The 18,252-nt window shown below is 65.9% G+C and carries 12 protein-coding genes and 3 pseudogenes; 5 read left to right on the top strand and 10 right to left on the bottom strand.

Annotated elements, in window-relative coordinates; genetic code table 11:
* Positions 1-18 precede the first annotated feature (18 nt).
* From OG878_RS40145 to istA, 3 genes are read right to left on the bottom strand one after another with little or no spacing between them, the layout of a single operon-like run.
* A complete protein-coding gene (locus tag OG878_RS40145; protein WP_328884827.1) occupies positions 19-543 on the bottom strand; it encodes a DUF1877 family protein in 525 nt (174 codons plus the stop codon).
* 34 nt (positions 544-577) lie between these two features.
* Positions 578-1,336: an IS21-like element helper ATPase IstB gene (gene istB, locus OG878_RS40140; protein WP_328884826.1), complete on the bottom strand. Its 759-nt coding sequence runs from the start codon at positions 1,334-1,336 to the stop codon at positions 578-580.
* Positions 1,336-2,931: an IS21 family transposase gene (gene istA, locus OG878_RS40135; RefSeq protein ID WP_328884825.1), complete on the bottom strand. Its 1,596-nt coding sequence runs from the start codon at positions 2,929-2,931 to the stop codon at positions 1,336-1,338. The genes istB and istA overlap by 1 nt, the downstream gene beginning before the upstream one ends.
* Before the next feature lie 196 nt (positions 2,932-3,127).
* On the opposite strand from istA, the pseudogene OG878_RS40130 reads away from it, so the two are divergent.
* Together OG878_RS40130 and OG878_RS40125 are read left to right on the top strand one after the other, a co-directional pair.
* Positions 3,128-3,372: pseudogene (locus OG878_RS40130) on the top strand (IS110 family transposase); the annotation flags it as partial.
* An 87-nt stretch (positions 3,373-3,459) separates the two neighbouring features.
* Entirely contained in the window at positions 3,460-3,828 is a 369-nt protein-coding gene (locus tag OG878_RS40125; protein ID WP_328891997.1) for a hypothetical protein, read from the top strand.
* Positions 3,829-3,935: 107 nt separating this feature from the next.
* On the opposite strand, the gene OG878_RS40120 is transcribed toward OG878_RS40125, so the two are convergent.
* From OG878_RS40120 to OG878_RS40100, 6 genes and pseudogenes are all read right to left on the bottom strand, one after another.
* Positions 3,936-4,994, bottom strand: coding sequence for a CU044_5270 family protein (locus OG878_RS40120; RefSeq protein WP_328891661.1), 1,059 nt, complete (start codon positions 4,992-4,994; stop codon positions 3,936-3,938).
* Positions 4,991-5,629, bottom strand: coding sequence for an RNA polymerase sigma factor (locus tag OG878_RS40115; RefSeq protein WP_328891660.1), 639 nt, complete (start codon positions 5,627-5,629; stop codon positions 4,991-4,993). The genes OG878_RS40120 and OG878_RS40115 overlap by 4 nt, the downstream gene beginning before the upstream one ends.
* Positions 5,630-5,703: 74 nt before the next feature.
* Positions 5,704-5,835: pseudogene (locus OG878_RS40110) on the bottom strand (IS630 family transposase); the annotation flags it as partial.
* A gap of 243 nt (positions 5,836-6,078) precedes the next feature.
* Entirely contained in the window at positions 6,079-6,660 is a 582-nt protein-coding gene (locus OG878_RS42520; RefSeq protein ID WP_443049301.1) for a CGNR zinc finger domain-containing protein, read from the bottom strand.
* Between the two features lie 189 nt (positions 6,661-6,849).
* Complete coding sequence (locus OG878_RS40105; protein ID WP_328891659.1) at positions 6,850-7,392, bottom strand: carboxymuconolactone decarboxylase family protein; 543 nt, start codon at positions 7,390-7,392, stop codon at positions 6,850-6,852.
* 1,487 nt (positions 7,393-8,879) lie between these two features.
* Positions 8,880-9,719 (bottom strand): alpha/beta fold hydrolase, encoded by an 840-nt coding sequence (locus OG878_RS40100; RefSeq protein ID WP_313934985.1) that lies wholly within the window; start codon positions 9,717-9,719, stop codon positions 8,880-8,882.
* A gap of 1,422 nt (positions 9,720-11,141) precedes the next feature.
* Between OG878_RS40100 and OG878_RS40095 the strand changes: the two genes are divergently transcribed.
* The 3 genes from OG878_RS40095 to OG878_RS40085 all read left to right on the top strand — a co-directional run bounded on the left by OG878_RS40095 (position 11,142) and on the right by OG878_RS40085 (position 16,983).
* The gene (locus OG878_RS40095; protein ID WP_328891658.1) at positions 11,142-14,873 is read left to right on the top strand and encodes a S8 family peptidase; all 3,732 of its coding nucleotides are present in this window, start codon (positions 11,142-11,144) and stop codon (positions 14,871-14,873) included.
* Positions 14,874-15,650: 777 nt separating this feature from the next.
* Entirely contained in the window at positions 15,651-16,172 is a 522-nt protein-coding gene (locus OG878_RS40090) for an RNA polymerase sigma factor (RefSeq protein ID WP_328891657.1), read from the top strand.
* 10 nt (positions 16,173-16,182) lie between these two features.
* Positions 16,183-16,983, top strand: a complete 801-nt coding sequence (locus OG878_RS40085) for a hypothetical protein (RefSeq protein WP_328891656.1) — start codon at positions 16,183-16,185, stop codon at positions 16,981-16,983.
* 262 nt (positions 16,984-17,245) lie between these two features.
* On the opposite strand, the pseudogene OG878_RS40080 reads toward OG878_RS40085, so the two are convergent.
* Positions 17,246-18,179 (bottom strand): annotated as a pseudogene (locus tag OG878_RS40080) (IS5 family transposase).
* Positions 18,180-18,252: the final 73 nt, after the last annotated feature.

Here is an 18,252-nt window from a genome sequence, read left to right as displayed (position 1 = left end):
ACTGGAGGACGCCCGGTGTCAGTCCCACCACAGCACGAGAAGAAGGTGCCGTTGGGATGCATCACGGTAGAACTCTCGCAGGGCATTGAAGTGCCCCAGCAGGTACTTCCTCGGGCCGCCGACGATCCTGGCCGGCCCGTCGCCGATCAAGGAAGCGGCCTCTGTCTCGTCGGTCGGCAAGGCGGCCAGAAGGGCGGTCAAGTCGATCTGCGAGAGCAGTTCCGAGACGCGAGCCACCTGAGCCGCGGAGAGGGCCGTGGGAGCGGGCCCGAAGGGACCGATGGCATGCGGGTGTGTGTTGAGGAAGCCGAGGTCGATTGCAACATCGCCCTCGGTGGACTGCCGCAGAGCGTTGAGGTGGACGTCATCGAGACCTCCCAGCTCGCAGATCCGTTCGAGCAGAGTCGGCGCCCAGTCCAGGTCCAGGGTGTCCGCCGTGGGTGGATCCCAGTGAGGATCTCCATCCGGTGACTCGTCAGCTGACTGCTGGCAGGAGGTGAGGTACTCCGCAGGGATGCGGGCAAGTTGTTGAGTGACGGCCATGAGGGCAGTATCCCGACGACGTCCACCGATTTTCCTACTTGGTCTTGTCAGTGGGGTTCTTTGGCCGCTTGTTGGGGCGGTAGCTGGGGCCGTTCATGATCACCTGGTGGCTGGTGTTGATCAGGCGGTCCAGGAGCGACTCGGCGACGACGGGGTTGGGGAAGAGCGGATACCAGTCGCTGGGTGCCCGGTTGCTGGTGATGATCAGGGACCGTCCCTGCCGTTCGCTGACCAGTTCGTAGAGGTCATCCGCCTGGGCCGCGCTGAGCTGGCGCATGGCGAAGTCGTCGAGGATGAGCACGTCGGGCCGTACCAGTTCGCGGATCCGCTTGTCCCAGGTGCGGTCCGCGTGGCCGCCGGCGAGGTCTGCGAGGATGCGGCTGGTCTTGGCGAAGCGGACGTGGGCGCCCTGGCGGATCGCGAGGTGGCCGAGGGCCTGGGCGACGTGGGTCTTGCCGACCCCGACCGGCCCGAAGAGGATGACCGACTCGCCGGAGTGGAGCCAGCGCAAGGCCCCGAGATCTCGGATCTGGGCGGCTGGGAGCTTCGAGGAGGCGTTGAAGTCGAACTCCTCCAGGGTGACCTGCTGCTCGAACTTCGCCCGTGTCAGGCGTCGTTGGAAGGCGACGGTCTCGCGGCGGGTGATCTCGTCCTGGCAGAGGACCTGGAGAAAGTCCAGGTGTCCGAGTTCGCCGCCGTGGGCCTGGGCGAGGCGGGCGTCGAGGGTTTCCAGCATTCCCGAGAGCCGCAGGGATTTCAGCGACTCGCGCAGGGCGGTGTCCATCACGCTCATCAGATGCTTCCCTCAGCTTCGCCGTGGACCTGGTCGTCGTGCATGTCGTCCGCCGTCTCGGCCGGGGCGACGGAGGCGAACAGTCGCTGGGGCCCGTGGAGGAAGGCTGCGGCTCCCGCGTCTCCGCTTGATTCGGGCTCCGGGTCGGTCTCGGTGCCGGCGATCAGGATGCCCTTGATGGTGCGGTAGGACGGATCACCGACCGTGATTGCCTTCGCGCAGGCGGCCTCCAGCCGCGTCTCGTCGTACTTCTTCCTCAGCCCGACGACCCCCTGGGCGGCGCGGAGACGGTAGAGCGCGTTGACCTCCAGTAGCTGGTCGACGACGGTCCGGCAGGCGTCCCCGACCTCGGATGCCTGGGTCCGGCACCAGATTGGCGTGCGCATCTGGAAGGCGATCTTCTCCGGCGGGTAGTCACCCTTGTCGGTGCGTTTGCCCTGGTCAAGCGAGGCGTGGGTCTTGACCAGGTCGCCGTCGAGGAAGACCTGCACCATCGTGGCGGTGGAGCGGACGTCGACCCGGCGGCCGATCAGTTTCCAGGGCACCGAGTAGAGGGTGCGGCCGGCCTTGATGTGGATGTCCGGTCCGACCGTCGCTGTTGACCAGCGAGCCAGGACGAACGGAGTGGGTGGCAACGGCAGTAGGGTCTGGGCTTCGACGGCCTCGAACACTGCCATCGGTGAGGCTCCCTGCAGCGGCCGGCACTGTCGTCGGCCCGCCACCTTCTGACTCCAGGCGACAGCCTCGGCCTGCATGTGCTCGATCGAGGTGAACTCCCGTCCACGCCAGAACGAGTCCCGGATGTAGGGCATGGGCCGCTCGACCCGCGGCTTGTCCTTGGGCCGGGCGGCGCGGGCTGGATCCACCAAGGCGCCGTAGTGGGTGGCGAGTTCGGCATAGGCCTTGTTGATCTTCGGGTCGTAGAGATCGGGTTTGTCGACGCCGGTCCGCAGGTTGTCCGGGACCAGGCGGCGCGGGACGCCCCCGAAGTAGCGGAAGGCGGCGACGTGGGCCTCGGTCCAGGCGTGCTGGTGCAGGTAGAGGACCGGGCGGACGAACATGTGTCGCGAGCACGGCAGTACCATCACGAAGGCCCAGATCCGGTGCCGTTTGCCGGTCTTCGGATTGGTCCACTGGCCCAGGTGGCCGTAGTCGATCTGAGCTTCTGAGCCCGGCTCGACGTCATCGCGCAAGACCGTGACCTGCGACCTTGTCGTCTCATCGGGCAACGTGGCATGTACCCACCGGCGGAACGAGGAGATCGACACGTCGAGCTTGTGCTCGTCCCGCAGCCGTTGGTGGATCGTGGAGACGGTCACCGTCCCCAGCAGGTTCTTGATGTAGTCGCGGTGCTGGTCGATGTCGGGCCAGGTGATCTGCCGCAGCCGCCGGTCAGACAGTTCAGGGAACCATCTCTTGATCAGCTTGGCCCAGTCGGCCTCTCGCATCGGCGGACCGCCCGGGACGATCTCGGACGCCTCCGCCGGTGCCAAGTACTTCCTGATCGTCTTGCGGTCCACCCCCAGCGACGCGGCCAGCTCGCTCTTCGATCGGCCTGCGTACCAGTGGACATAGATCTCGGTGATGTCGACCACGACGAACGTTCTCCTCGCCATCCGGGCTGCCCATCGGCCATCCGCACTACAGGCCGAGAGCTGCCCACGCGCCTCCGCGATGACCAGGTCCCTCGATCCCGAACTCCGTCGTACCCCTGGGGAATTAGGAGAATTCGGGATGGGGAATTACATGACGCTCAAACCACTCGTCGTGGGGAAAAACGTGAACGCTCACACCCGGCGTCGCAGGCTGAACCGCGGAGGTAACTGCCAAGCCGACGCTGCCCTCGACCGCATCGTCCTCAGCCGCCTGCGCTGGGACGACCACACCCGCGACTACCTACGGCGGCGCCTGGCCGCGGACAAGACACGTCGCAAGATCATCCGCTGTCTCAAACGCTACGTTGCACGAGAGATCTACCGATCGTCCCAGCGAACACTGCAACTGGCCCGACAACACCCGCTGGCGCTGCTGCTTGACATCTATAGGGGCATCAAGCGCCGCTACGTAGTACCTCGGCACGGTCACCGCGGGGTCCGTCGCGATCTGGCTCCGAACGCGAACCCTTGCGCGACTCAGCAACGGATGTCCTGCCCCTGCGTCGGGCATTGCTGACGAAAACAGCTAGTCCCCAGGATCACGGAAGCGATCTCCGTGTCTATGGCCTCACCGTCCTCCCCACGCCGCAAGGACCGCTCCACCGCGTCATCCTTCAACTCGGAGCTCTCAGCCTCGGCGAGTGCTGCGGACAGGCGAGGCGAGATCGCGAATTCGACGCACCCATCATCACCCTGGCCAGCGACGAGACGAGCTTCACCAGCTACGACGAGTTCCTCGCTGCCGCCGGCAAGAAGGCACTGCCACTCGACCACAGCTTCGGGATCGAAGTTGCCGAAGGGGAAGCGACTCGAATGCGCGCCGCGGTCCTGGTCTGAAGAACCAGAGCCGCGGACGCGTCATCCGGAGCCGCGAAGAACTCGACGATGATGCTCACCCGGACATCGTGCCGGACCGCCCACGACCGTGATCGGCCGGACAGCTCTTAGGCGCGGGTGTCTGCGGGGAGTTCGCCCATCTTGTTCACGACGTTGCGGGAGAGGATGGCGCTGGTGCCGGTCAGCATGCCGGCTTTGCCCTCGGGGGTGTCCTTGATGAGGTAGCTGCGCTCTCCGAGGAAGAGGTGGGTGTCGCGGTCGAAGATGTATTCCGTGCGTTCGCCGTTGGAGACGTGGGCGATGGCTTCGCCGTGGCGTCCGGCCGCGTCGACGGAGTCCTTGACGAGGACGACGCCGGGGATCTTTGCGGCGGCCCGCCAGATGATGGAGGCCACGTTCCCGGGAACGATCGACTCGGACACGGCGTCGCCGACCCAGTTGAACGCGGCTGCGTCCTTGCCGGGGGCCTGGCCACGGGTGTCGGAGTAGATCTGCTTCAGCAGTGCGTCGGGATTGGTGGGCAGGGAGGCGATCTGCGGGACGGTGCCCGGGCGCGGGTTCTGCGGCTTGCCCGCGTCGGGGTTGACGATGCCCTCACCGCTGTTGTGGATCGTGATGTCCTCGCCGCCCTCACGGATGAGGCCGTCCTTCGAGGGATCGGCGGCCAGCCACACCTCGCGCTGGTGGACGGCGTCGAGCTTGGCGGGACCGCCGATGGTGCGCTGCTTGACCTGGTGGGTGAAGCCGACCTTGCTCTTGACGTAGATGAACTGGTTGGCACCGACGACCGGGGCCTTCTGCTTGCCGGCCGCGTCCGCGACCTGCGTGAGCAGGGCGGTGGTGCCGGTGGCCGAGGCGGGCTGCACCTTGATGACCGATGCCATGGCCACACTGTCGTCGCCGTGGGTCGTACCGGTGGTGCTGGCCACGACGGCCGCGGCCACGGCCATGGCCGCAATCGGCGCGGAGATCAGGCTCCAGCGGGGCATTCCGCGCTTCACGGCGGGAGACGGCTGGGTGTGCGCGCTGGTCTGGGTGACTTCCTGCATCAGATATTCCTCAAGACGTTGAGACCGGGCGGGAGAGAGACCAGGTGTGCCGGGGCGCGGCAGCAGGTGGGACAGCTCCTGGCGCTCGACGTCTTCACCGTTGTTCGGGGCGTTCATCGGGCTTTCTCCTGTATCGACCGGACCGCGGGTGTGCGGTCGCCCTGTATCTGTCGCAAGTCCTTGGGGGGTTCCACTCTTTTTCTCGCACGTCGCAGTTCGTGCTCGGTCAGTTTGAGTAGACGGGCACGTGCTCGCGACAGCCGGGAGCGCACGGTGCCGACCGGGATGCCGAGTGCTTCGGCTGCCGCGGCGTAGCTGAGGTCGGACCAGACGCACAGCATGAACACATCGCGGTCCGCGCGGCGCAGCTTGGCCACCGCCGCTCTGGCCGCTGCGAGTCTTTCACTGTCATCGATGCGCTCAGCGACCTCGTCGGAGAAATCCGGCACCGTGTCCGCTGCCGGGAAGCGGGACAGGACCTGCTGGTGTTTGCGCGCAGAGCGTCCGCGGTTACGCAGGACGTTGGTGGCGATGCCGTAAACCCAAGGGCGCACGCTCTCGTCACCCTCCTCCAGCTGCTCCCGCAGACGCCACACTTCCAGAAACGTCAGTGACACCGTGTCCTCGGCCGCCGACCAGTCGCCCGTGGCTCTGTAGGCATGCGCGTAGATCGCCTGGCCTAGTTCCTGAAAATGCTGCCGGAAAGCTTCTGGATCGCCGGCTCGCAGACGAGCTCGCAAGGATTGCTTCACGTAGGTACCTGTCAGATATACCGGGGCAGTTCCCGTGAGGTAGGTCACTCAGATGAGGTCCAGCAGGATTTCGGCACCCGTTCCTTCTCGTCCACGCAGAGGACCAGCGCTCTTTCCGGCGGATCCAGGTAGAAGCCCACGACGTCGCGGACCTTGTCGATGAAGAACGAGTCCGTGGACAACTGAAAGGTCTCGGACCGGCGCGGGGGCGAGGGCCTCGGCTCATCGGACAGGCCGTCCAGGCCACCTCGAATGGTGATCGGCACCCTGTCCGCAACCGGTATTGAGCAGGCTCGGAAGCGTGCAGCTGGCGACGTCCGGGAGTGTTCCCTGATCGCCACAAGTCATCCGCAGCTCCGGCCTACAGGTCTGCCTGGGCGGTCACAGGCGTACTTGCAGCAGGTGACTCTGCAGTCCGGCTCGCGAATCCGATTCCAACCCGCTCATGCTCAGTGTGATTGTGGAACAGCGGCCTTGCGTTGTTTCCGGTAGGCGCGAGCCGCTCGCACCCTGTTCGCACACGAAGGCTGGCACCACTTACGGCGTGAGTGGTCTTTGATGAAGAGCAGAGGACAGTCAGGTGCCGGGCAGGAACGGAGCAGCTTCCTGCGTTCGGTTCCGAAGAGATCGACAGCATCCCAGGCGAACTCCGCCAGCAGCCTGTGCATGCCAGTTGCAGCCGACTCGGAGCGTGAGATCAAGCCGGTCTGCTCCATGTCCAGTCTTGGATTCGCGCGGTTGGCGCGCGCAAAGTTGTTGATTCGATCTACTGCGTCACCGATTTCTCCGTCACCCACAATCAGGGCTCGAGCGACCGTTCGGATCGCATCGCGGAGTTCGATGAAACTCGCCAGACCTGCTGGGCCTACGGTGCAAACAGGAGCGAGGCTCTGGCTCGTACGCATGGCTGCCAGCCAGTGTTCCAGGGCCTCTATGTTCGACAGACCCTCTACGGGCTTTCCTCGAACGGCGAAGTGTGTATTCGCAAGGTCGAGCGCTAGCGTATCTCCAATGATCGGCGACTCATGCACGGCACACTCCTAACGAATCATCCTGTAGCTCTGTGACAGGTCTGCAGGATTTCCCGGCGCCCTAGTCTAGATCCATGCCGCATCGGACAGATCAGGCCCTTGGGGCTGTGCTGACTCCCTGCCACCGTCGGCTTTCGCGCCGCGAGGTGTGCCCAGACACACGGAGACCTGGGCACAGCGACGGCACACTCACTGGTCGTGCCGGACCTCGGGCCAGTCGAGGTCCGTGCCTACGGCCTTGTTGAAGTAGTTGGTGAAGATGCTTAGCGACACGGCGGCGATGATCTCGGCAATCTCTGCGTCCGACAGTCCTGCCTCGCGGGCTGCGACGACGTCACCATCCGCTATGTCACCGCGGCTCCGCAGAACAGCCGCCGCCAGGCGCAGTGCCGCATCGGCTTGCGGGTCTGCCGACTTGCCGTGCCGCGCCCGCTCCACTTCGCCCTGGTCGAGCTTGGTCACCTTGGTAGCGATGTAGGTGTGCGCAGAAAGGCAGTAGTCGCACTCGTTTTCCTGGGCGGCCAGGAGAGCGATGCGCTCCCGGACCTCCGGGCGAAGCTCACCGCTGGCGAGGGCCCCGGAAAATGCCAGGTAGCCCTTGAGGACGGCCGGGCTGTTCACCATTGCCTTAGTCATGTTGGGAGTGACTCCCATGGCCTTCTGGACGCCATTCAGCAACTCAGCCGCCGCAGGAGTGGCGGTTTCGGGCTGGATCAGGGGGATGCGGGACATGTTACTTCCTTGTCTTGGTGCGGCAATGAATCGAATAGCTCGCGTCAAGACCTCAGGAGGGTTTGTTACCAGCGTCCCTGAGTGAGGCCGGGGGCGTTCGCTAGTTTCTGCCGGCTCACGCCGGTCCTCCTGCAGTCGTGAACGAGACGACGGCCCCGTCGCGGCAGCCGGCGAAGCTACCTGGACGGAGAGTGCTGCTGCCTTGCAACACAAATCATTCTCACGCTTACTTTGCTGTCCAACCGTGAGAATGACTCACCGATTCCCCGCCCCTTGAACCGTGAGTCACGTCACTGCCTCGCCACTCTCGATCGCATGCTCGGCCATAGGGGCGTCCAGGACCTGCACCGACGTCGTGATCGCGCTCCAGACATCCCGCAGGCCATCAGCAGTACCTACCACCGGTGGCCAGGCGCTGCCCGACGCGAGATGCCATCGCAGGCGGCGCTCAGCTCGCTCTGACGGAGTGGGCACTCCTGGGCAGCTGGGCGGTCCCTGGGCGGGAACCGCCGAACGCTCGTCTCGTGGGGGAGAAAGGCAATGGAGCGTGAAGGTCATCGCTGTTCTCGGCGGTCAGGGTCAGCTCGGCTTATGTGGGCAAGCTGTGGGAAGCGACTGATGGCTGAGCGGCCAGGGGCCGTGTGCCGTTCAGTCGGTAGAGAGTGCTTCCAGCAGGTCGCCAACCCGGAGGTCGGTGCAGGGCGCCGGCCACGTCGGCTTCGCCGACCCTGTCGACCAAGCGGTGGCCGTCGATGGCTGGCAGGCGGCGGACCTTGTGGCGCGGCATCACGAGCGGCCCGATGGCGACTTCATCATCACGCCGGCGCGCGAGTCTTCCAGAGGGTGGGGGGCTTACGGAAGTTCTGGCTCTCTTTTCATGGCGCAGCCGCCTTGGGCGATCGTCGCCGGTACAAACTGTTGGGGAGCCAGATCGAAGCCCCCTGCTTCTACCCTCTCGTCGCCTGGAGGCAGGGAGGGTAGCCACCGCGCCTCGGCCTCGGCTGACGAGGAACGGGCCGTCGGATGAGCCGGGTTCACGCTCACCCGGCCCCCATCCCGACGCCGCCACGCAGGGTGCTTGTACCTCGCTTACGCCCTCGGCACAGAGTCCGGCCCTCGGTAGAATTCGGCAGGCACGATCACCACGTCTTCCACACCCATACGGTGCCGAGAACAGCGGCGAAACCCGCGCCGCCGACGACCCGGGCTCCTCGCAGACGGCACAGAAGTTTGCGTGCAAGACGTCGACCGCCCGCAGCCCGCGTCAGCGTTCGGCCCAGCGGCCCTGATGGAAGCGGGCACGCGGGCGGCATCGCCCACGCTTGGCAGCCGAGCATTCGATGCTTTGCACCGTGGCTTCATCGGGGCGAGGCGAAGGCGCAGCACGTAGGCGGCTACGAGGGCTTCCGTGCCATCCGAAAGCGGTCGACACCGAAACTCGGCAAACCCGTGTGTCGATTTGTGGTGTGGCTTGCGGACGCGGCGTGCTATCGGACCGTTGAGTGGGCAGCCTTCTCGATCAGGCTCGCGACAGCGGCCGGGTGGGAAACGGGAACGGCGTGGGACGCCTGGATCTCGATCGTGTGCGAGTGCGCCCGCTTGGCCATGAACTTCTGTGCCGCCGCCGGGATGTTCTTGTCCTGAAGGGTGACCAGGTCCCAGGAGGGAATGGTCTTCCATGCCGCTGCGGTCGCCTTGTCGGTGAGCGCACTGGCGGCCACCGGGCGCTGGGTTGCGGCCATCAAGTCGGTGGTCGACTTGGGGACGTCGGCTGCGAACTGGTCGTGGAACTTGTCGGCCTTTATGTATAGGTCGCTGCCAGTACCGCCGTCGGGAAGCGGGAAGGACACGGAGTTGAGAGTCGGGCCGAGTGTGCTCCCGGGGAACTTGCTGGAGAGGTCTGCCGCGTTCTCACCTTTGTCGGGAGAGAAGCCGGCGATGTAGACGAGCGCCTTGACGTTGGGGGCTTCGGCGGCTGCCTGGCTGATGACCGAGCCGCCGTAGGAGTGACCGACGAGCACGACGGGCCCATGCACGCTCTTGAGGAAACTGCTGAGATAGCCGGCGTCCTGAGTTAGCCCCCTCAGCGGGTTGGCGGGAGCGGCGACCGGGTAGCCCGCGCGCTGCAGGCTGGCGATGACCCCGTTCCAGCTGGAAGAGTCCGCGAAGGCACCGTGAACCAGCACAACGGTGGGCTTTGTAGCCGGGGAGCGACCCGCAGCGGAGGCCATCCCGGGCGCGGTGGTCGTCAACGCGATCGCTGCCGCACTGGCGCCCAGCACGGTGGCGTAGGTCCAAGGCGAGCGGTGCAGATGCTTGCGGGTCATGGTGGTTCTCCTTTGGGTTGCTGCCTCAGGCCGAAGGCTCCGGGCGGGCCCCGTCTGCCGGGCCAAACATAACCATAGCCCCCAATTCATTTGTGCACAAACTAATCATGCACGAGACCATTGCCTGCCCTGGAATTGTGAGAATGGTCGCGGCAGCTCGCCAGCTGACAGCAGAGGAGAAAAGCCCGTGAGCAGTACCGACGCCCTCACGCCTGCTGAGTCCCCGGAGCCCTCGCTGCCCCACCTCGAGTACGGACCCTGAAGCCACTGATCAAGCGCTTGGAGACCAACGGCCTGTACAAGCGGCAATGGTGGGCCGACGATGAGCGAGTAGTCGAAGTGACGCATACCGCCCAGGGCGTTGCACTACGTGAGTGCGCCCTCGCCATCCCCCCAGCCCTGGATGGCGCCATGGCTGAAACCAGACGAGATCACTGTCGTGCAGAACCTTCTGTGTCGGATGACGACTGACCTCGCCCTGGCCAGCACCGACTACTGAGTTTGCAGCGTGGTCTCGGCTGATACCGATTGCCGTCCGTGACGTGGGGCAGCTGCCAGCGGGCTCAGAGTGGGGCGCTGCCGACGGGTATCACGGCAACCCACAGGTGACGTCCACCGACCGGGCGGAAGCCGGTATGACCGAGCGGCGCGACTGGACTCGACGTGGCCACGGTCGAGTTCGAAGTCTGGCCTTTCCAGCACGTAGTGATGTGCGAGGGCTACTTCGGGTGCGCCAAACCGGCGCGGTGCGCCGGGCGTGCGGTGCCCAAAATTGGCGTGATGCGACCGAGGCGGCATGAAGGTGCTAAGACGATGTCCTCGTCCGGATGCTGTCCACCTGGGCCTATTCAAGGGCGAGTTGGCAGATCAACCTACCGAACACGTCCTGACCGACGCTATCGAGCACGACCAGCGCCACGCCCTGATTCATGCCCTCGCCGAGCGCGGCGCAGGCACGGCCAGGGTTCACGTGTACGGGGCCGCGTCCGACAGCCATCCGCCGACGCCGACCTGGCCCGGAAGCTGGTCCCTGCTCACGGAGGGCAAAGGCCCGCGTCGTCTGGCTCCTCGGCAGCGCCGGCTCCGGACTGGGTACCCAATGGTGGGTCGTAGAGCCTGCGTTCACCACCTGCACTGGTTTGCCGCCTGCGGATCCGCTGGGAGATACACCACGGCATCCCCGAAGCCTTCTTGTCCCTCGGACGCGCACTCTTCTGCAGCGCCTCGTTTGGCATTCCTCCCGAGCTCACAGCCGAGCAGCTGACGGACCTCGAGGCGGGCGATAAGTCTTGAGAGGGGCGCCAGTTGAGGTCCACTGGGTCTTCCCTTTGAATCATATGGACTACACAATCAATCCACTGATCATGTGGCGGCACGCGTCTGGTGGTGCCCGTGGCCGACGTTCCGAAAAAAGGATTCTTTGTGTCACTTCCCCACTCCCGCAGACCCAGGCTGATAGCCCTGGGGGCTGCCCTCGCGGTACTGGCGGCCATTCCGACGTCGGCGGCCGCTGCGCCGGCGGCCGCGCCTGCGATCCCGCGCGGACTCTCGGGCGCACACTCGGGCACCCCCCGCACTGTCACCCTCATCACCGGTGACAAGGTCACGGTGACCAGCCCAGGCGACGACCACCTCCTCGCGACCGTGCGGGGCCCCAACGGCGGTCCGGTGGGCGCTCACACCATGAGCGTCGGGAAGGACACTTATGTCTATCCCGACGCCGCGATGCCGTACATCGCCTCCGGCCAGCTGGACGAGCACCTCTTCAATGTCACCGAACTGCTGGCCGACGGGTACGACGACGCACACAGCGAGCATCTGCCGCTGATCGTCTCCTATACCGACGCGGCAACCCGTTCGCGCAAGCAAGCCGTTCCCACCGGGGCGACCCGCACTCGCACCCTGGACAGCATTCAGGGGGCCGCGCTCTCCGCCGACCACCGCCGTGCACCGGACTTCTGGTCCGCCCTGACCGGCAAGGCACCCGCGTCCGTGCACGCCCGAAGCAAGAGCGCCGCACCGGCGTTGACAGGCGGAATCGCGAAGATCTGGCTGGACGGCAAGGTCAAGGCCACGCTCGCCGACACCACCGCGCAGATCGGGGCGCCCCAGGTCTGGCAGGGTGGCGATACGGGCCAGGGCGTGGATGTCGCGGTCCTGGACACGGGCATCGACGCAGCGCACCCGGACTTCGGAGGCAGGATCGCCGCGTCCGCCAGCTTTGTCCCTGGCCTGGATGTGACGGACCGTCATGGTCACGGCACACACGTAGCGTCGACCATCGCTGGCACCGGTGCTGCCTCCGATGGCAAGGAGAAGGGCGTCGCTCCCGGCGCCAAACTCCACATCGGCAAGGTCCTCGACAACGATGGCAGTGGTCAGGACTCCTGGATCTTGGCGGGAATGGAGTGGGCTGCTCAGGATCAGCACGCCAAGGTCATCAGCATGAGCCTGGGATCGGGCCCCAGCGACGGCACCGACCCTATGAGCCAGGCCGTCAACCAGCTCAGCGCCCAGACCGGTGCACTGTTCGTCATCGCCGCCGGCAACGCTGGGCCGGATTTTTCCACCGTGGCGTCGCCCGGCGCCGCGGACGCGGCCCTGACGGTGGGGGCGGTGGACGCCTCCGACCGGCTGGCCGTCTTCTCCAGCCGCGGCCCGCGCAAAGGCGACCATGCGCTCAAGCCTGAGCTCACCGGCCCCGGCGTCGATGTACTTGCGGCCCGCTCCCAATATGCCTCCGAGGGCGAGGGAAGCTACCAGACCATGAGCGGCACCTCTATGGCGACGCCCCATGTCGCCGGTGCCGCCGCCCTGTTGGCACAGACCCATCCCGACTGGACGGGGCAGCAACTCAAGGATGCCCTGGTCAGCACAACCAAGTCGACTCCGCAGTTCAGCCCGTACATGGGCGGCAGCGGCCGGGTGGACATCGCGGCCGCCGTCAAGGACTCGGTGGTCGCGTCAGCTTCCGCCTTCGCATCGGCTAAGTGGCCCTACACGCAGGGCCAGGTGGCTTCCAAGGACGTCACCTACACCAACACCGCTGCCGACCCTGTCACCCTGGACCTGGCGCTCAGCACGCCGGGTTCACCGACGGGCCTCTTCTCTCTCTCGGCCTCCCAGGTGACCGTTCCCGCACACGGCACCGCCACGGCAACCGTGACGACCCATCTGGACCTCGCGTCCGACGACGTCGGCTACAGCGGGATACTCAATGCTTCCGGCCCTGACGGTGTGCTGCGTACTCACACCCTGATCGGTAGCAACAAGCAGAGCCGACGGGTCAACGTCGCGGTGAAGGGGACGGGCTGGCACGGCACTGCACTGCCGGGGACGCTGATTGTCAAAGACATCGCCCGGGACACGGTGCCCCAGGTCTTCGAAGTTGACGACAGCGGGAGCCTGAACCTCAACCTCGCACCCAGCACGTACTCGGTCTGGATGTACGCGGATGTACCTGGCGTCAACGGCCCGCACTCACTGGGCCGCGCTGTCCTCAGCGCACCGCAGGTCGTCGTCGACAACGACCGGACACTCACGTTCAATGCCTCCGCTCTCCGCAGAGTCAGGGCCGTCACCCCGAAGCTCACCGCGACGAGCTCGGTGCGAGTGGATCAGTACCGGTCGTACAGCACCCTGCACCCGTTCACCGACAGCTACGAGATCGAGGCCGTCTACGACAGCCTGTGGGCAACTCCCACGTCGAAGGTCACCCAGGGTTCGTACACCTTCGCCACGCGCTGGCGCCAGGTGCAACCGCCGCTGACCGTGGCCTCCTCGTCGCAGTCGTTCGAGGACCTGCAGGTCCAGAGCATGTCCCCCAGCATGGCCAAGGGCACGGGCAACTACGCGACGGTCTACGCCGGAAAGGGTGCGGCATCTGACTTCGCGAAGGTACAGGTACGGGGCAAGATCGCGATCGTTCGCAGGAACGACACGGTGACCGCTCCCGACCAGGCCATCGCCGCAGCTAAGGCCGGGGCCAAGCTGCTGCTCATCGTGCATGACGGTTACGGTCGGCTCGACGCCTGGTGGGACCTGCCGGAAGCCGCCGCGCTGCCCGTCGCATCCCTCTCCGCGGACGAGGGCGAGGAGCTCATCCAGCGGATCCGGCTCGGTAGGACACGCCTGTCCGTCTCGTCCCATCCCTACGCCGACTACCTGTACGACTTGGTGCAGCACCACAAGGGAGCCATCCCCACCGATCTCACATACCGGCCAGGCGCTGGCAGCCTCGCCCGGATCAACACGTCATACCGTGACTACAAGCAGGGTCAAGCGGTGGACGTCCGCTACGACCTGTCGCCGGGGTTCGACTTCGCGGTCGGCGGCGCCGCGACGCTGCAGCAGGCCCAGGGGACTCACACGGTCTGGGTCACCGCTTCGCCCGGCGTCAAGTGGACCCAGCTGGCGGCCACACCGGACCTCACCGAAATCAGTGCCGCACGGTCCTACGCGCCGCGCAGCACCACCAAGGAGACCTGGTTCGCTCCCGTTCAGCACGCGCGCATGCTGAACGACAACAAGGTGAACATCGCGCCGTCACGGTTCGGCGACATCATTGCCACCTTCGGAATGCCCGCCTGGGGCGATTCCGGTGGGCACCTGGGAATCGTGTGGGAGGGAGACGTCTCCTGGGCGACAAAGCTCTACCAGGGGAAGACACTGATCGGCGAGGGCGTGGACCATGTCCAGGCGGAGGTTGCGCCGGACAGGCTCCCGTACCGGCTCGTCCTGGACAGCACACGCGGGGCTGGCATGAGTCCGTACGCGACCAGCTCGCACACGGAATGGAAGTTCACCTCCTCCACCGCCGCGGTCGAGGGCGCGTACCTGCCGCTCGTTCAACTGGACTACGGAGTCAGTACGGATCTGTCGGGCAAGGCCGGACGGCACAGCGACCTGAAGGTCACGCCGTCGCATCTGACGGGCGGTCCCAGCTCGCATACGATCCGCAGCGTCGCGCTCCAGATCTCGTACGACGACGGCGCCACCTGGCACAAGCTGGCGCTGCGCCACCTTGGCGGCGACTGGAAGGCGCACTTGGCGGCGCCGTCCAAGGCCCGCTTCGCGACGCTGCGTGTGACCGCCGGGGACACCCAGGGCAACAGCGTCAGTCAGACCGTGGTCCGGGCCTTTGGTCTGAAGTAGTCGCCGGGCATCCCGGGGTGAGGTAGCCCACACACCTCACGACAGTGCACCCCACGGAGACGGGGCCGCGTATGCTGCGGCCCCGTCTCCGTGGGGTGCACTTGCCTGCGAGTGCGGTTCCCGTGCGGGATGTCCCGCTAGGGAAGCGTCCTGAGCTGGGCGTACAGGCCCGGATGGTTCATCTTCACGACGGCCACGCAGTGCGCGCCGGGTGTACAGGGCGTCGGCGGTCACCACCGTGTACCTCCTGCTGGGACGGGCAGCCTCAGCCGGCGTGGTGATGTCTCTTGGCCCCGCTGATGCCCTCGCCTACGGTCGAGGACGTCGCCGCAGGGCTCGATGGCGGCGTCCAGACAGCGGCGAAATCCGGCAACGCGGCCCGGTGTGCCGCGTCGGCGACGCAGGTTCTTGACCATATGGTCCATAAAGCGTACTTTTGGATGGGCGGTCTGGTCAGCGTTCGCGAAGTGCGAGGGATCGCGAGGGCTGACCCTTGGCGGCGAGACGACCGGCCGCGTTCCGCATCACCCGCGCACTCCGTGTGTCGACAGCACGAGGGGCTCCTTGCCTCCTCACGTGCGCTCCTTGAAGAGCCTCTAGCGCTAGGAACTGATGCGCTGGCGCGCCGCGGGAACACCCGCGGTGGGCTCGGCTCTTTTGTCCAGCACCGAGCTCCGTCTTCCGAGCTGCTAAGGACCGGCGCAAATTCCTTCGAATTCTCGCGTTGCACCTTCGCGGGTGGTGGACACGTAGGGATGGAAGCAGCGAGAGGAAGCCATGGCCATCGACACCGAGGACGAGTTCACTGATGTCTACCGCGCTCACTATGAGGACGTATTGCGCTTCGTCCGTCGGCGTGCTCACCCGATGAACGTGGATGACATCGTCGGTGAAACGTTCCTTGCCGCGTGGCGTCGTCGGAGCGAGTTGCCCGAAGACCCACGTCCGTGGCTCTTCGGCACCGCACGTAAAGCGATGCTTAACGCCCACCGCGGGCAGCGTCGCCAGACGGCTGTCGCGGTGCGTGTCATGGAGAACGGTGGCGACGACAGCTACGACGGGATGATCGAGGCCGAGGACCGGATGGACCTCGTAGCCGCCTGGCGTCGGCTGTCGGCTGCCGACCAGGAAGTACTGGCGCTCCATGTGTGGGAGGGCCTCACGGACCGGGCCGCGGCTACTGTGCTCGGCTGCTCACGCGCGGCCTACACGATGCGGCTCTCCCGCTCCAAACGTCGCCTGGCCAAGCTGTTCGGGCCGACCAGCCAGACCACATCCGCTCCGGCTTTGACGCGCTGAAGGAAGAGACGTGAACGATCGCGAGAAGAATCTCCCTCGGTTGCTGGCCGCCCTGGACGCTGCTCCCGTCCGTGAACTGACCGAAACCGAAAACAACCGTAAGGAACATCTGTTGCGTACCGTGATGCATGGCGCCGCTTCCACGACGCAGTCGGCTTCCCCGGCTCGTCGTCGCCTGTTGAACTGGGTGGCGGCTGGCGCTGTCGCTGCCACCGCGGCCGTAGTCGTAGTCGTAGTGAGTCAGACATCGCAGAGCGTGTCAGGCTCGAGTGGCCCGCTGTCCTCAGCGGAACTCGCGAGCTGGACCGGCACGCCGAGTCAGCTGGCGGCTACCTCGCCCGAGGCCACCGTCGCGGAGAAGTGGTGCGTCAAGGCCCTGGGGAGCGACTACTCCGGCAAGCCGGTCTCGTACAGCAACCTGGACGTGCGCGGCTCGATCACCTCTGTGGTCGTTACCGGCGGGACGACCATCTCCTACTGCCTCACCGACAAGACCGGACAGGGTATGACCGCGGTGATCGATCCGGTCAAGAAGGTCCCCAGTAATGCGATCGAGGTGGACTCGGCCGGTGGCCACGGCGAAGGGAGCACCGGCTTCAACTACCTCGTGGGCTCGGTAGGATCCGATGTCAAGGCCGTGACCCTGCACGACGGCGGCCGCACTATTGAGGCCAACATCCAGAACGACCGGTTCACCGCCTGGTGGCCGTCCGCTGAGCCGACGGGCAGCGCCAGCGGCAAGGTCGTCCTCACCCTCAAGAGCGGCTCCACCCGGACCGTCTCCGGTGACTCCATCTTCCCGAAGGGGTAAGGAGCCAGTGTGGTAGGCGGCCGCTCCAACCTCATGGACCGGCCGACCGGCTCTTCAGGAGGCAGGCTGCCGTTCCGTGATCCTCCCCCTCCTGAAGAGCCATAGCCGTCGTAAAGAGTTGAGGGAAAAGCAGCAGCGTCCGCCGGGCATCGCTGCCCCCTCTGACCTGGACCGTTCCTGCGGACGCCAAACCGGTGCCGGCGATTCGCCCCACACCTGGCCACCGTGACGGTCACCGATCACCTAGGCACTGTTTCTCGGATCATGCTCGGAGCCAGATCATGATGGCTGCGAGGGTGACGGTGCCGAGGTAGATGTAGGCGCGTTTCTCGTAGCGGGTGGCGATGGCGCGGAAGCCTTTGAGTCGGTTGATGGCGCGTTCGACGGTGTTGCGTTTCTTGTTGCGCTCGCTGTCGAACCCGGTGGGCCGGCCTCCTCGAGAACCTCGGTTCTGCCGGTGACTTTGCTGGTCGAGACGTTCGGGGATGGTGTGTCGGATTCCGCGTCGTCGCAGGTAACGGCGGTTCTTCCGGGACGTGTAGGCCTTGTCCGCCAAGACATGGTCGGGTCGCGTGCGGGGCCGTCCGACTCCGGTGCGGGGCACGGAGACCTGCTCCGACACGCGGTCGAGCTGTGGGGGCCGTCACCGTAGTGTCCGGGTGTCAGGACGAAAGCGAGGGGGCGGCATCGTCCCTCGGCGACGAGGTGGATTTTTGTGGTGAAGCCGCCGCGGGAACGTCCCAGACACTCGCCGATCTGACCACCTCCTCCAGCCGGACGGCCAGTTTCCGCAGCACCGGATCGACCTGGTTCGTCCCCCGGGCGGCCCCCTTTTCAGGGACCGCGGCCGCCGACGCTTTCCTCGCGCCGGCGGCGCGCTGGTGGGCCCGCACCGCCGTCGAGTCCACCGACACATCCCAGTCGATCCCGCCCGCGGCGTCCTCGGCAGCCTGGATGCGCGACAGCAGCATCTTCCAGGTTCCATCAGCTGACCAGTGGCGATGCCGTTTATAGACCGTTTCCCATGGCCCGAACCGCTCCGGCAGATCCCGCCACTGCACACCCGTCCGCACCCTGTAGAGAACCCCGTTGATCACCCGCCGATGATCGCTCCACCGACCCCCACGCGCACCACCAGGAGGTAAGAACGACTCCAGCCGATCCCACTCCGCATTCGTCAGATCCCCACGGCCCATACAGCCAGCCAGACCCCAACACCCCACTCACGTCCGGAGATCCGAGAAACAGTGCCTAGTGTCCTGAGTCAAT

Source organism: Streptomyces sp. NBC_00316 (genome assembly GCF_036158715.1).
Classification (GTDB): Bacteria; Actinomycetota; Actinomycetes; order Streptomycetales; family Streptomycetaceae; genus Streptomyces.
This window is presented reverse-complemented; position numbering and strand designations above follow the sequence as displayed.

Excerpts from the sequence above, each read along its gene's own strand:
- OG878_RS40100 (WP_313934985.1), bottom strand. The coding sequence starts at position 9,719 with ATGACCCGCAAGCATCTGCACCGCTCGCCTTGGACCTACGCCACCGTG.
- OG878_RS40090 (WP_328891657.1), top strand. The coding sequence starts at position 15,651 with ATGGCCATCGACACCGAGGACGAGTTCACTGATGTCTACCGCGCTCAC.
- OG878_RS40145 (WP_328884827.1), bottom strand. The coding sequence starts at position 543 with ATGGCCGTCACTCAACAACTTGCCCGCATCCCTGCGGAGTACCTCACC.
- OG878_RS40105 (WP_328891659.1), bottom strand. The coding sequence starts at position 7,392 with ATGTCCCGCATCCCCCTGATCCAGCCCGAAACCGCCACTCCTGCGGCG.
- istB (WP_328884826.1), bottom strand. The coding sequence starts at position 1,336 with ATGAGCGTGATGGACACCGCCCTGCGCGAGTCGCTGAAATCCCTGCGG.
- OG878_RS40120 (WP_328891661.1), bottom strand. The coding sequence starts at position 4,994 with ATGAACGCCCCGAACAACGGTGAAGACGTCGAGCGCCAGGAGCTGTCC.